At 69.6% G+C, this 13,679-nt stretch carries 13 protein-coding genes; 6 read left to right on the top strand and 7 right to left on the bottom strand.

Annotated features, from left to right (window positions below):
- Nucleotides 1–13: 13 nt before the first annotated feature.
- From CBM2594_RS18300 to CBM2594_RS18285, 4 genes are read right to left on the bottom strand one after another with little or no spacing between them, the layout of a single operon-like run.
- Nucleotides 14–967, bottom strand: a complete 954-nt coding sequence (locus CBM2594_RS18300; protein WP_116358236.1) for a CobW family GTP-binding protein — start codon at nucleotides 965–967, stop codon at nucleotides 14–16.
- Nucleotides 964–2,619: an amidohydrolase family protein gene (locus CBM2594_RS18295; protein ID WP_116358235.1), complete on the bottom strand. Its 1,656-nt coding sequence runs from the start codon at nucleotides 2,617–2,619 to the stop codon at nucleotides 964–966. The genes CBM2594_RS18300 and CBM2594_RS18295 overlap by 4 nt, the downstream gene beginning before the upstream one ends.
- Nucleotides 2,620–2,639: 20 nt before the next feature.
- On the bottom strand, nucleotides 2,640–4,022 hold the full coding sequence (locus CBM2594_RS18290; protein ID WP_116358234.1) for a sodium:solute symporter family protein: 1,383 nt from the start codon (nucleotides 4,020–4,022) through the stop codon (nucleotides 2,640–2,642).
- Between the two features lie 13 nt (nucleotides 4,023–4,035).
- Nucleotides 4,036–4,242, bottom strand: a complete 207-nt coding sequence (locus tag CBM2594_RS18285; RefSeq protein ID WP_116358233.1) for a DUF3311 domain-containing protein — start codon at nucleotides 4,240–4,242, stop codon at nucleotides 4,036–4,038.
- A gap of 154 nt (nucleotides 4,243–4,396) precedes the next feature.
- On the opposite strand from CBM2594_RS18285, the gene CBM2594_RS18280 reads away from it, so the two are divergent.
- Together CBM2594_RS18280 and CBM2594_RS18275 are read left to right on the top strand one after the other, a co-directional pair.
- Nucleotides 4,397–5,332, top strand: coding sequence for a LysR substrate-binding domain-containing protein (locus CBM2594_RS18280; protein ID WP_116359673.1), 936 nt, complete (start codon nucleotides 4,397–4,399; stop codon nucleotides 5,330–5,332).
- Nucleotides 5,333–5,440: 108 nt separating this feature from the next.
- Nucleotides 5,441–6,478 carry a LacI family DNA-binding transcriptional regulator gene (locus CBM2594_RS18275; RefSeq protein WP_116358232.1) on the top strand — a complete coding sequence of 346 codons (1,038 nt, stop codon included), beginning with the start codon at nucleotides 5,441–5,443 and terminating at the stop codon, nucleotides 6,476–6,478.
- Nucleotides 6,479–6,701: 223 nt separating this feature from the next.
- Here CBM2594_RS18275 and CBM2594_RS18270 read toward each other — a convergent pair whose 3' ends face one another.
- The 3 genes from CBM2594_RS18270 to CBM2594_RS18260 are packed head-to-tail and all read right to left on the bottom strand — an operon-like array spanning nucleotide 6,702 to nucleotide 10,229.
- On the bottom strand, nucleotides 6,702–7,409 hold the full coding sequence (locus CBM2594_RS18270; protein ID WP_116358231.1) for a TSUP family transporter: 708 nt from the start codon (nucleotides 7,407–7,409) through the stop codon (nucleotides 6,702–6,704).
- Between the two features lie 2 nt (nucleotides 7,410–7,411).
- On the bottom strand, nucleotides 7,412–8,860 hold the full coding sequence (locus CBM2594_RS18265) for an amidohydrolase family protein (RefSeq protein ID WP_116358230.1): 1,449 nt from the start codon (nucleotides 8,858–8,860) through the stop codon (nucleotides 7,412–7,414).
- 19 nt (nucleotides 8,861–8,879) lie between these two features.
- The gene (locus tag CBM2594_RS18260; RefSeq protein WP_116358229.1) at nucleotides 8,880–10,229 is read right to left on the bottom strand and encodes a uracil-xanthine permease family protein; all 1,350 of its coding nucleotides are present in this window, start codon (nucleotides 10,227–10,229) and stop codon (nucleotides 8,880–8,882) included.
- 301 nt (nucleotides 10,230–10,530) lie between these two features.
- Between CBM2594_RS18260 and sorA the strand changes: the two genes are divergently transcribed.
- The 4 genes from sorA to CBM2594_RS18240 all read left to right on the top strand — a co-directional run bounded on the left by sorA (nucleotide 10,531) and on the right by CBM2594_RS18240 (nucleotide 13,418).
- Nucleotides 10,531–11,802 carry a SorA family sulfite dehydrogenase catalytic subunit gene (gene sorA / locus CBM2594_RS18255; protein ID WP_116358228.1) on the top strand — a complete coding sequence of 424 codons (1,272 nt, stop codon included), beginning with the start codon at nucleotides 10,531–10,533 and terminating at the stop codon, nucleotides 11,800–11,802.
- Between the two features lie 10 nt (nucleotides 11,803–11,812).
- The gene (sorB, locus tag CBM2594_RS18250; protein ID WP_116358227.1) at nucleotides 11,813–12,457 is read left to right on the top strand and encodes a SorB family sulfite dehydrogenase c-type cytochrome subunit; all 645 of its coding nucleotides are present in this window, start codon (nucleotides 11,813–11,815) and stop codon (nucleotides 12,455–12,457) included.
- A gap of 99 nt (nucleotides 12,458–12,556) precedes the next feature.
- The gene (locus tag CBM2594_RS18245) at nucleotides 12,557–12,943 is read left to right on the top strand and encodes an ArsR/SmtB family transcription factor (protein WP_116358226.1); all 387 of its coding nucleotides are present in this window, start codon (nucleotides 12,557–12,559) and stop codon (nucleotides 12,941–12,943) included.
- The gene (locus tag CBM2594_RS18240; RefSeq protein WP_116358225.1) at nucleotides 12,933–13,418 is read left to right on the top strand and encodes an SRPBCC family protein; all 486 of its coding nucleotides are present in this window, start codon (nucleotides 12,933–12,935) and stop codon (nucleotides 13,416–13,418) included. The genes CBM2594_RS18245 and CBM2594_RS18240 overlap by 11 nt, the downstream gene beginning before the upstream one ends.
- Nucleotides 13,419–13,679 lie beyond the last annotated feature (261 nt).

The raw sequence follows: 13,679 nt of genomic DNA, 5'->3' as shown, positions 1-13,679 counted from the left end.
TGAGCTGGCACGGTCACGCCAGCGCCGCATCCATGCAGGCGCGGATGCGCGCTTGCGCGGCATCGTCGAAGGCGCCGATGAACACCAGCGCCGAACCGTCGAAGCCGGCGCCCTGCGCCGGGCGCAGCCGCATCCGGCCGCCGACGAGGTGGATCTCATGCAGCCGCGGGTCGGCGGCGAGCCGGACCAGTCCTTTGGCGCGCAGCAGGCGCACCGGCATGGTTGCCAGCGCCGCGCGCAGGCGCGTCTTGTCGAAGGTGCGCGACGTTTCATAGGCGATGCTGCGGACGCCGGCATGCACGGCAATGGCGCCGCCGCGCTGCCAGCCCGAGCCTCCCAGCAGCGCCGTGCTGCCCCGCTCCTGCGGCAAGCCTGTATCGAGGAACACCGACAGCGGCAGATCGCCGCACCGCGCCGTCAGCACGGTGGCGTGCGGCGCCAGCCCGGCCGCGGTGGCGGCGGCCAGCGCCATGGCGTCGGCCCGGGCCAGGTCGGCCTTGGTCAGCGCCACCACCGACGCCCCCGCGACCTGCCGCCGCACCATGTCGCCAACCAGCGGGTCGCACAGGCTGTCGCGCAGGCCGGTCGCGTCCACCGCCACCAGCACCGCGTTGAGCCGGAAGTCCGGGTCCAGCAGGCCCACCTGCGCGATGCGCTGCGGGTCGGACACGCCGCTGGCCTCGATCACCAGCAGGTCCGGGCGCTGCGGCCGTGCGGCGATGGCCACCAGCGCCTCGGCCAGCCGGTCGCCGATCGAGCAGCAGATGCAGCCGTTCTCCAGCTGGATCACGTCGTCGCTGCGCGCGCGCACCAGCGCGGCATCGATATTGATCGCGCCGAAATCATTGACCAGCACCGCGATGCGGCCCCCCTGCGCATTGGCGAGCAGGCGGTTGAGCAAGGTGGTCTTGCCGGCGCCGAGGTAGCCGCCCACCACCACCAGCGGAACCGGCGCGCGCGCGCTCATCGCGACGGCGCGGCGAACACGCGCCCGCCCAGCACCGTGCCCCACACGCGCACGTCCTTCAGCGCCGCGGGCGCCACGGCGGTGGGATCGTCCTCCAGCACGGCAAAGTCGGCGAGCTTGCCGGGCGCGATGCTGCCGATGCGGTGCTCCAGCTTCAGCGTATAGGCCGCGCCCATGGTGATGGCATGGAGCGCATCGTCCAGACCCAGCCGCTCGGCTTCGCCCAGCACGCGCCCGGAAGCGCTCTGGCGCTGCATTGCGCACCATGCCGTGAACAGCGGGTTCAGCGGCGTGATCGGCGCATCGGAATGGATCGCGAACGGAATCCCCAGCCGCCGCGCGCTGCCGGCCGGGTTCATGCGCGCGGCCCGCGCCGGCCCCACGGTCTGGCCGGCATGCGCATCGCCCCAGTAATACAGGTGGTTCGAGAAGAAGTTGATGCACAGCCCCAGCCGCGCCGCGCGCGCCAGTTGCGCGGCGTCCGCCAGCTGGCAATGCTGCAGCGTATGGCGATGGTCCGCGCGCGGATGGCGCGACAGCATGGCTTCGAGCACGTCCAGCACCACTTCGGCGGCCTCGTCGCCATTGGTGTGGATATGCAGCGGCAGGCCGGCCAGGTGGAACGGCGTGAAGGCATCGAGCAACTGCTCCGGCGGGATCAGCCACAGGCCGTTGGGCTGGCCGCCGGCATAGCCCGGTGCGCGCAGGCGCGCGGTGAAGCCCTGGATCGAGCCGTCGACGATGAACTTGACCGGGCCGAAGTGCAGCTTGTCGGTGCCCGCGGCGGCGGCTGCGCGCACGCGCGCCGGTCCGCCCTGCGCATTGCGCTGCGGTGAGAACGCCGGCACGATGCGCAGCGGAAAGTCCGGTTCCGCGGTGACCGCGCGCAGCGTCTGCAGCCCCTTGGGCGAAAGGTCGTTGACCAGGTCCGTCGCCGTGGTCACGCCCGCCAGTTGCGCCACGCGGCCGAAGCGGCGCACCGCGTCGGCATTCTCCGCGGCGGCCAGCGACAGGCCGCTGCCGATTACGCGCTGCACCGGGAACATCGCCGCGAATTCCTGCAGCTCGCCGGTGGGCTGGCCGCGCGCGTCCTTGTGCACGCCGTCGATATCGGTGTCGGCATCGATGCCGGCCAGCGCCAGCATCGCCGAATTCACGTTCATCAGGTGTACGCTGGCGTGCATCACCACGATCGGCCGCGTCGCCGACACGTGGTCCAGCTCGCGCACCGACAACCGGCTGGCGCCGAAATAGATCGGGTCGAAGCCCCACGCCAGCAGCGGCGCATCGGCGTCGCGCATCTGGCCGGCTGCGCCGGCGAGCCGATCGATCACCTGCTCCAGCGTGCGCAGGCCGCGCCACAGCTTGCCGTCCGGATCGCGGCGGTCGAAGTAGCCGACGTAGACCGCGTCCCACATCGCGCCTTCCATCAGGTGGCAGTGGCCTTCCACCAGCCCCGGCATCAGCACCTTGTCGCGGAACGTGTCGACCTGCAGCGCATCGGGCCACGCCGCCATCTGCGCGGGGCCGCCGACGGCAAGGATCTGGCCGTCGCGCACCGCGACATGGGTTGCTTCGGGCTGCCCCGCTTCCATCGTCAGGATCTTGCGCGCGACGAAGATCTGCGTGCGCGCCGTGTCGTGTTGCGTCATCGATTGCACCGATAAGGTTGTCAGGCGGCCTGCACGCGGGACAGGCGGGGGGTGTAGTGCACCAGCGCGGTCACCAGCAGGTTCACGCCCAGGCTGACCAGGCCGAGGTTGATGCCGCCGAAATCCGCCTGCTGCACATACAGCGCGATCGCCAGCAGCTGGCCGGTGGCGATGCCCAGCGCAATCGCCAGCGGGCGCACCTTGAGCGAGAACAGGATCACCATCACGCCGGGGAAGAACTGCGTCACGCCGTAGTAGGTGGTGTTGATCAGCGTCAGCATCAGGTTGGGCGTGGCCAGCGTCATGACGATGGACAGCACCAGGTAGATCACGATCACCACCTTGGCGCCCTGCTTCTGGCGCGGCTCCGGCAGGCCCGGCAACAGGTTGCGCGTGACGATGGGCCCGATCGCCAGGCAGATGCCGGCAAGAACGAGCAGGCCCGACAGCGCGGCGCCGGCGGTCACCAGTCCGAGCAGCCAGTCCGGCAACAAGCGCACCGCCGCCGCGAAGAAAGCCTCGTTGGGCGACGCGAGCTGCAGGTCCTGGCTGATGGCGTAGTAGGATGCCAGCACCAGGAACGGATACATCAGCATGTACAGCGGCATCGCCACCTGCGTGCGCCGGATGGTATTGGCGCTCCTGGCCGTGAAGAAGTTCTGCACCGCGAACGGCATCACGTAGAAGCCCAGCGCCTGGAACAGCATGGTGCTCATCGAGAAGCGCAGCTGGGTGTCATTCATCTGGTTGCTGACCTGCAGGCTGGCGGCATGGAACACGTCGCCGACACCCGCCTTCCAGCCCACCGCAACGCCGGTGACGACGATCGCCACCACCATCAGGATGTCCTTCAGGATCGCGATATAGGCCGACGCCCGCACGCCGGAAATGGCGATGTAGGTAAACGCCAGCGCCGCGGAAATCATCACCAGGTGCATCGGATCGAAGTTCCAGCCCAGGCCCTTGAGCGCCGCCACCAGCCCGGTGAACTGCAGCTGGCCCCATGGCAGCAGGAACAGGATCGACGAGCCCGCCACGATCAGCTCCAGCGCGCGGCTGCCGTAGTGGCCCTTGAACAGGTCCGGCAGCGTGATGGCGTTGTAGCGCGCCCCCGCCTTCCAGATCCTGGGCCCGAGGAAGTAACCGAGCGGATAGGCCAGCAGGATATAGCCGAGGAACCACACGCCATAGGTCGGCCCCTTGGCGTAGATGCCGCCGGGGAAGCCCACCATGGTGCCGATGCTGTAGATCTCGCCCGCCGCCAGGAAGAACACCAGGAACGCGCCGAACTGCCGCGACGCAACGAAGAAGTCATGCATGCTCTGCGCGCCGTGGCCCTTCTTCGAGCGGATGGCGAGATAGAGCGAGAACACGATAAAGCCGAGGAATACCGCTGTGGTCATGGTGGTCTCCCGTTCAGGCTTCGGGCGCCGCGTCGGTGGCGTGGCGGTCGAACAGCAGCCAGCACGCCAGCATGCAGCCCGAGGTCAGCACGAACCACGCAAAGATCCACGCATAGATGAAGGGAATGCCGAGCACGAAGCGCTCGACCGTCGCCACCCAGGGCAGCATCCCGATGACGCCGATAAACGGCAGGCCTAGGCCGATAAACAGCTTGAGCATGATGTCTCTCCTACTCCGATGGACGGTGGATGGCGGGCGCCGTGTGTGCTGTCACCGGGCCTACTCTTGTGTCCGCTCATCATAGGAAGCACCAGGGTATGATTCAAATGCAAATGTTGAACCGATTCCATAACCAACGCGCATGGTTTTCCGCATGGACACGCAGAAACTTCTCCATCTGCTCGCGGTGGTCGAGCACGGCACCTTCTCCGAAGCGGCCCGGGTCGTGCACCTGACCCAGCCGGCGCTGAGCCGCAGCATCCGCGCGCTCGAAGACGAGCTCAAGGCGCCGCTGTTCGACCGCGGCGCGCGGCGCGCGACGCTGACCGTGTTCGGCGAGCTGGTGGCCGATCGCGCGCGCCGCATGCGGCTGGAAGAGCGCCAGCTGCGGCGCGACCTGGAACTGCTGCGCGGCGGCGAGGAAGGGTCGCTCGCGATCGGCGTGGCGCCGGCGCCGGCGGCGCTGTTGCTGACGCCGTTCCTGGTCCACATGGCGCAGGCGCATCCGCGCATCCGGGTGCGCACCGAGACCGGCGCCACCAGCGCGCTGCTGGAGGCGCTGCGCAGCGAGAACATCGACGCCATCGTCGGCGACGCCTACGTGCTGCGCGCGGCCGACGACGTCGAGATGGAAGCGCTGGGCGAACTGCGCGCGGGCCTGGTCTGCCGCGCCGGCCATCCGATCCTGCGCAAGCGCCGCATCGACCTGGAGACCATCCGCGCCTACCCGGTCGCCACCACCACGCTCAGCACCGTGATCGGCAGGCAGCTGGCCGAGCTGTGGGGACCCGGCGCCGCGCCCGACAAGCTCTTCACCCTGCATTGCGACAACCTCGACATGCTGCGCAGCGTGACGCTGGCGAGCGATACGCTGCTGTTCGGCGTGCTGTCGATCACGCGGCAGGAGCGTGCCGCCGGGCTGATGGCCGAAGTGCCGATGCCGCCCGACGCGCGCCGCTGCGGGCGCTACGGCATGGCGCGCATGGCGGCGCGCTCGCTGTCGCCGGCGCTTGAGGTGCTGTACCGGTTCACGCGCGAACACTGGAAGGCGCTGTCGTCGGAAGCCGGCGGCGGCAGCGGGCGCCGCTGAAGCGGTCCCTGAAGCGGTCCCTGAAGCGGTCCCTGAAGCGGTCCCCTGATCGGCTGCGACCCGGCGCGCTGTTGTATGCTGCGCCCTGAACCCTGTCCCGTGCCCCGCATGACCGCATCCACGCCCGACCGCCCCCGCCGCATCACCATCCACGACGTTGCCCGCGCCGCCGGCGTGTCGCTGACCACGGTGTCGCACGCGCTCAACGACCGCGGCGTGCTGGATCCGGCCACGCGCGCGCGCGTCAAGCGCGTCGCCGCCGAGCTGGGCTACCGGCCCAGCGTGCGCGCGCAGCGGCTGCAGTCGGGCCGCGCCAACTGCATCGCGCTGCTGTCGTCGATGCCGTTCGCGGTGGCGGGCGGGACTTCGCGGCTGGGCTTCATGATGGAGGTGGCGGCGATCGCGGCCGAGGCGGCCATGGGGCGCGGCCTGGGCGTGGTGCTGGTGCCGCCGCTGGAAGGCGCCGGCGGCCTGCTCGATACGCTCGATATCGACGGCGCCATCGTGATCGAGCCGATCGCCGGCGACCCGCATATCGCGCGGCTGCGCGAGCGCGGCGTCAGCATCGTGTCGATCGGGCGCGAGCCGCTGACCGAGACGCCGGTGCCTTGCGTCGACCTGCAATCGGCCGAGACCGCGCGCCTGCTGCTGGAACACCTGCACGGCCACGGGCGCCGCCAGATCGGCCTGATGATCGGCGCCGCGCCGCGGCAGTCGTATGTGGAAACGGAACGCGCCTACCGCGAGTTCACGCAGGCGCTGAGGCTGCCCTGCCATATCGTCAAGGCGGCCGAGGAACATGGCGAGGCGGCGGGCGCCGAGGCCTGCGCGCAATTGCTGGCGCAGATGCCGGGGCTGGATGCGCTGTGCGCGCCGGTGGATGCCTTCGCGGTCGGCGCCATGGCCCACCTGCAAGAGGCGGGCAAGCGCGTGCCCGACGATGTGCTGGTGGTGACGCGCTACGACGGCATCCGCGCGCGCAGCGCGCAGCCGCCCATTACCGCGGTCAACCTGCACCTGGAGCGGGTGGCGTCGCTGGCGGTGGAACTGCTGTTCGCGCACCTGTCGGGCGAGCGCGGCCGTGCGGTCATCACCGGGCCCAGGCCGGAACTGGTGGTGCGGGCGTCGTCGATGCCGGGAGGATGAGGGTGATGCCGTTCAGTTAAGGCATCAAAGGCCACCGTCATTCCCGCGAAAGCGGGAACCCAGCGACTTTAAGAAGCGCTTGCGCTTCAAAGACACTGGGTCCCCGCCTACGCGGGGACGACGTGTCGGTGACTGGGAGCAAGTCGGCATGGCCAGCGTGCGGGACGAGCAGGCTTTGGGGTTCGCTCGCGACTGCGTTGTGCGAACGCAGCGATCGCGGCTTTCAACCTCTGACCAGCACCACCGCGCCCGAAACCAGCGCGAATACCAGCACGCCGATGCGCAGCATGCGCTGGTTGATGCGCTTGTGCACCAGGTGGCTGGCCACCATGCCGACGCCCAGCACCGGCAACAGCCCCGCGGCATAGAACACCTGCTCCATGCCAAGCTTGCCGCTCAGCGCCAGCACCACCAGCGAGATCACCTCGCCCACCAGGAAGCACAGCGCCACGGTGGCGCGCAGCGTGGCCACCGGCGCGTGCTGGTAGGCCAGCGCCAGCGGCGGGCCGCCGACGCCGGTGGCGGTCTCGGTGACGCCGGTGATCAGCCCGGTCGAGGCAAAGGTCAGCCGCCCCGGCGTAAAGGCCGGCGCCAGCAACGACACCACCGCCGCGGCGATGGTGCTGCCGCCGACCAGCGCGTTGAGCCACGCCATCGGCATCGCCACCAGCACCCACAGGCCGCCGAAGGTGCCGGCCACGCGTCCGGCGCTGATCCAGCCGGCCCCGCGCATATCGATGGCATGGCGCTCGCGCCAGGCCACGTAGGCGTTGAGCGGCAGCATCGCCAGCAGCAGCGCGCCGGGCAGCATCGCCGGCGCGGCCAGCGCCAGCACCGGCACCACGATCAGCGCAAAGCCCATGCCGGTGGCGCCCTGGATCAGCGCGCCGGTAAACACCGCAATGCCGACGCTGAACAAGGTCATGTCCATGCTCATGCCGCCTCCGTGCCGGCATGGCGCGCGCGGTGCACGTCCGCGGCATCATGCAGCTTGCGGATCGGCGCGCCGGCAACGGTGTGCTCGGCCATGGCGTGGATGTCGCGCATCAGCGCGCGCGCGTCCCAGTCGGTGGGCCAGCCCTGCCACAGGCGCAGGCTGCCGTCGACAAAGACCGCGCGGATCTGGTCGCGGTTGGCCAGGCGCACCAGCTCCCAGGTCAGGTCCCACGACGGCGTCAGTTCCGGCACGTCCAGGTCGACCAGCAGGAAGTCGGCGCGCTTGCCGGCGGCGATCTCGCCGGTGAGCGCACCCAGCCCGGCGACGTCGGCGGCGTCGTGCGTGGCCATGTCGACCCAGCGCCAGCCCGCGCCGCACGACGAATCGCCCACGCCGATGCCGAAGGCAAAGCGCTGCGCGGCCTCGGCGTAGTCCAGCAGGCGGAAGCCGTCGCTGCGGGTGCCGTCGGTGCCCAGGCCCAGGCGCACGCCGAAGGTAGCCATGGTCTCGGCCGGCGCCACGGCGTTGCCCTTCCAGGCGCTGGCGACGGGGTTGTAAGCCACGGCGGCGCCGCTGTCGGCCAGCAGCCGGATTTCCTGCGGCGTCACCAGCGTGGCATGCGCCAGCAGGGCTGCCGGGCCCAGCGCGCCGATCGCCGCGAGATGCTCGATCGGCCGGCGCCCGCAGGCGTTGAGCGAGCGCTCCACCGCCACCAGGTGCTCGTTGGCGTGGGTCTGGAAGATGCGGCCGGACTCGGCGCACAGCTGGTAGACGTGATGCAGCATCGCGTCCGACGCGACCTCGGGAATCGAGATCGCCAGCGACGGCGCCACCAGCGCATCGCTGGCGTAGCGCTCCAGGTGCGCGGCGGCGCGGCGCAGGATGGGCGCGGCGTCGAGCGTTTCCGTGCCCGGCTTGTCGTTGCAGATCAGGCCCAGCACGCAGCGCACGCCGGCATCGGTGACCGCGCGCGCCACCGCATCCAGCCCGGCGTCGCTGCGCGTGCCGGCATCGACCACGGTGGTAAAGCCGCCGCGCAGCGCTTCCAGCGCCGCCAGCTTGGACGACAGGTACAGGTGCTCCGCCTTCAGGCTGCCCTCCAGCGGCACCCACACGCGCCGGAAGATCTCCGAGGGCTCGCCGAACACCAGCGACTTGCCGAACGACTGCGTCAGGTGGTGGTGCGTGTCGATCATGCCCGGCATCAGCAGCATGCGCGGCAGCGGCAGCGCTTCCAGTTCGGGGAAGCGCGCGGCGACGTCTTCGGCGGTGCCGACCGCCGTGAAGCGGCCGCCCTCCACCACCACCGCGTGGCCGCGCACCGCGCCCTGGCGCAACAAGGTCCATTCCGGCAGCAGGATGCGCGGGCGCTGGAAGGCCTCCGGCGCCAGCGCCGGGTTCAGCTCGCCGGGCCATGCCGGCGTCGATGCGTAAGGTTCAGTCATTGCAATGCAGATAGCAGGGTCAGTGCGTGGCGGCGGCATCGTCGCGCGCGATCGCGCCCGTGGCCGCGGCCCGCAGACCCGTATGGAAAAACAGGAAGTTGAGCAGCGCCGCGGTGATGGCGCCCATCGCCACGCCATTGCCCACCAGGATGCGCAGGTTGGCCGGCAGGCCGCCATAGATGCCCGGCACCAGGATCGGCAGCAGGCCGACGGCCAGCGCCACCGCCACCACGTACATGTTGGCGTGGTCGCGCAGGTCTACCTTGCGCAGCATGTCGATGCCCATGGTGCCGACGATGCAGAACACCACCAGGCCGGTGCCGCCGACCACGGCCTCGGGGATCGCGCTGATCAGCGACGACACCGGCACCAGCAGCCCGAACGCCACCAGGATCGCGCCCGACATCGCCGTGACAAAGCGCGAACGCACGCCGGTGGCCCGCACGATGCCGATGTTCTCGCCGCTGGTGATGATCAGCGAGGTGCCGAACATCCCGCCCAGCAGCGAGGTCAGCGCATCGCCGCGAATGGTGCGCGGCACGTCGCGCTGCTGGTCGACCGGACGGCCCACCGCATCGCTGATCGCCAGCGTCTGGCCGGTGGCCTCGACCATCGAGATCACGGCAAACACCATCAGCGGGATCGCGGCGACCACGTCGAAGGTGGGCCAGCCGAACGGGAACGGCGTCGGCAGCGCCAGCACCGGCGACATCGACACCTGCCCGAAGTGGAACGCGCCGGCCAGCCCCGCCACCAGCGCACCGCCCAGCAGCCCGAGCAGGATCGCCAGCTGCGCCAGCATGCCGGTGAGCCAGCGCGATGCCGCCACGGTGCAGGCGATGGTGGCGAAGGCCAGCAGCAGGTTGAGCGGATCCACCGCGCTGCCCGCGGCCGGGTGCCCGGCCACGAGCTTGCCCGAGACCTGCGCGAGGTTGATCGCCACCAGCAGCAGCATGGTGCCCACCACCACCGGCGGGAAGTAGCGCAGGCAGCGCCGGAACACCGGCAGCACCAGGAAGTAGAACACCCCGGTCAGGATCACCGCGCCGGCCGCGGTCTGCACGTCGGTCTGCTGCGCGATCAGGATAAACAGCACGATCGGCGCGCCGCCGGGCAGCATCACGAACGGCAGCCGCGCGCCGATACCGCGCTTGCCCAGCGACTGCAGCAGCGTGCCCAGGCCGCAGATGACAAAGGTGGCGCTCAGCAGCTGCACCGCCAGCGCGGGCGGGAAGTTCAGCGCCTTGCTCATCAGGAAGACCGACGCGATCGGCGACGCGGCCATGACCAGTACATGTTGCAGCCCGAAGACGAACAGGCGCCGCCATGGCAGCCGTTCATCCACCGGCGCGGGGGCGGGGTGGGACATGTTGTGCTCCTCGTTTGGTGTGTCGGGCGTTGTGCCGGGGGCGTAGCGCCCCGGGCTGCGTCTGTGCGCGATTCGCCGCAAATATTACCGATTTCCGCTAACAAAAACGTTTTGGTAAGTGTAGGGAAACCGGATTTCCGATGCAAGCGGTTTTGCAGGCCGCGCCGCCGTGGTCTTCCCCTATATCGAATAAATCGATAACGCCTAGCGGCAAAACCCGTTTCACAAGTTGATCAGCGCGCATCAAAGTACCCGCCACAGCGCCTTGCGCACCACAACACGCCCCCGAAGGAGACGCCTCATGCGAGACAAGAACCGTCCGCCGCAATCTGCCGACAACGACCGGCCGCTACCGACCCGGCGCCGCCTGGTGCGGGGCGCGGGCCTGCTGGCGCTGGGAGCGTCGCCGCTCGGCGCGCTGGCCGCGCAGGCCGCACGAGTGGCCGACGGCGTCACGCTGGCCGACGGCCCGCGCCCGCTGGTGCGCTATCCGGGCAAGCGCCCGCTGGTGCGCGTCAGCACCCGGCCGCCGCACCTGGAGACGCCCTTCTCCGCCTTCAACGAGGGGCCGATCACCGCCAACGATGCCTTCTTCGTGCGCTACCACCTGGCCAATATTCCGCTGTCGGTGGACCTGGCCACCTACCGCCTGCGCGTCGGCGGCCATGTCGGCAAGCCGCTGCAGCTGTCGCTCGATGAACTGAAGCGGCTGGCCGAGCCGGTGCACGTCGTCGCCGTGAACCAGTGCTCGGGCAACAGCCGCGGCTTCTCCGAGCCGCGCGTGTTCGGCGCGCAGCTGGCCAACGGCGCGATGGGCAATGCGCGCTGGACCGGCGTGCCGCTGCGCAAGGTGCTGGAGCATGCGGGCGTCAAGGCCGGCGCCAGGGTGGTCACGTTCAACGGCATGGACACGCCGGTGTTGCCGGGCACGCCGGACTTCCGCAAGTCGCTCGACATCGCCCATGCGATGAACGGCGAGCCGCTGCTGGCGTGGGCCATGAATGGCGAAGACCTACCGCTGCTCAACGGCTACCCGCTCAAGCTCGTGGTGCCGGGCTACTTCGGCACCTACTGGATCAAGCACCTGTCCGAGATCGAAGTGCTGGAGCACCCGTTCGAAGGCCACGACGCGTTTTTCATGACCAAGGGCTACCGCGTGCCGGACAACGATTGCCAGTGCGTGGCCCCCGGCACGCCGGCGGCGAAGACGCGGCCGATCTCGACGCTGGCCGTGCGCAGCTTTATCACCAGCGTCGACAGCGGCGGCAGGCTGCCGGCCGGCCGCACCGTCGAACTGAAGGGCATCGCCTTCGACGGCGGCTCCGGCATCCGCACGGTCGAGGTTTCCGTCGATGGCGGGCAGCACTGGCAGGCCGCGCAGCTCGGCGAAGACCTGGGGCGCTTCTCGTTCCGCGCGTGGCACTTGCCGGTGAAGTTCGCACGCAAGGGTCCGGCGGTGCTGATGGTCCGCGCCACCAGCAACCACGGCGAGACCCAGCCCGCCAAGGCCAGCTGGAACCCCGCCGGCTATCGCCGCAATGTCATCGAAGCCACGCCGGTCACCATCGCCTGAGGAACGCGCCATGAAAGCAACCATCGCCCCCGCGCTGCTGGCGCTCGCCCTGCTCGGCTCCGGCCCCGCCGGCGCCGCGCCGCAGGACATCAAACTGCCCGCCGAGAACGTCAGGCTCAAGCCCGCCAAACTGCCCGGCTACGGCATCGCCATGCAGAAATGCGCGATCTGCCATTCGGCCGACTACGTCTCCTACCAGCCGCCCGGCCTGACGCTGGCGCAGTGGACCGCCGAGATGAAGAAGATGCAGCAGGCCTACGGCGCGCCGATCGACGACGCCGAGGTCGAGCAGCTCGGCGCCTACCTTGCCGTGGCCTATGGCTCGGCGAAGCCGAAGGATCCGGAGATCGTGGCGATCGCGCAGAAGGCCGGCAAGCCTGCAGCGCCAGCAGCCGTTGCCACGGCTGTGGACGTGCAGGGCCTGCTGGCGAAGAATGCCTGCCTGAGCTGCCACGGCACGACGCAGAAGATCGTCGGCCCTGCCTATCACGAGGTCGCGGTCCGCTACAAGGGTGACCCGCAGGCCCAGGCGAAACTCGAAGCCAGCATCCACGGCGGCAGCAGCGGCAAGTGGGGCGCGGTGCCGATGCCGCCGTTTGCCGGCCTGAAGCCGGAGGAAGTGAAGGCGCTGGCGGCCTACGTCCGCCAGCAATAGCCCGGCCCGCGCTGCCCTGGCGGCAGGACGCCCCGGCTGGTCCGGGGCGTCCTGCATTCTGGCCTTGCAAGTTCCGGCCGGCTTCTTATACTTAGCCGCATGGCTAACCATTGTGCCGAGTTTGCAGGCGTGTCCCAGGCTGTCGATCTTCCCGCGCTGTCCGGCGTGTTCTACGCGCTGGCGGACCCGACCCGCCGGGCCATCGTCAGCACGCTCGGGCGCGGGCCCGCAACGGTGTCGGCGCTGTCGGCACCGTTTGCGATGGCGCTGCCCTCGTTCATGAAGCACCTGCAGGTGCTGGAGCGCAGCGGCCTGATCCGCTCGCGCAAGAGCGGGCGCGTGCGCACCTGCGAACTGGTGCCGCAACCGCTGTCCGACGCGCAGCAATGGCTGGCCGACCAGCGCGCCCTGTGGGAGGCCCGTACCGACCGCCTGGCGGCTTTTGTCGAAACACTTCACCAGGAGGAACAGCCAGATGCCGAATGAAAACGCCGCCAGCCCGGAAAGCCACGACCTGGTCATCTCGCGCCTGCTCAAGGCCCCGCGCGCCAAGGTCTGGCGCGCCTGGAGCGATCCGCAGCTGCTCAAGGAATGGTGGTGCCCCAAACCCTGGACCACCGAGGTCCGCACCTTCGACATGCGCCCCGGCGGGGGCTTCCATACCTTCATGCAAGGCCCCGACGGCGGCACCAGCGATAACCCCGGCTGCTTCCTCGAGATCGTGCCGATGGAGAAGATCGTCGCCACCTGGGCGCTGGTCGCCGGGTATCGGCCGGGCACGCCGTGGATGTCGATGACCGCGGTGATCACCATGGCCGACGAGGGCGACGGCACCCGCTACACCGCGCTCGTGATGCATCCGGACGAGGCCACCTGCAGGCAGCATGAGGAGATGGGGTTCTATGAGGGCTGGGGGACGGCTATTGCGCAGTTGGATGAGTTTGCGCAGCGGTTGAAGTAACAGGATTGCTTCAGCCTCATACATGCTGCCGGTGTGCTCCCCTCTCCCGCTTGCGGGAGAGGGGCCGGGGGTGAGGGCAGGCACTGGCATACCGACGGCCTTCACTTCGTCGACGCTCCGGCCCTCACCCCAACCCTCTCCCGCAAGCGGGAGAGGGAGTACCCAAGCGGGCATTGGAGAACTCGAGGCAACGTTGTCGCTGCGGGTTTTCTTTCCTTTCCCGGTTGCGTTCGTACCTGCCGTTCAAAACCGATGCCGCAA

This window comes from Cupriavidus taiwanensis (assembly GCF_900249755.1).
GTDB lineage: Bacteria > Pseudomonadota > Gammaproteobacteria > Burkholderiales > Burkholderiaceae > Cupriavidus > Cupriavidus taiwanensis_D.
This window is presented reverse-complemented; position numbering and strand designations above follow the sequence as displayed.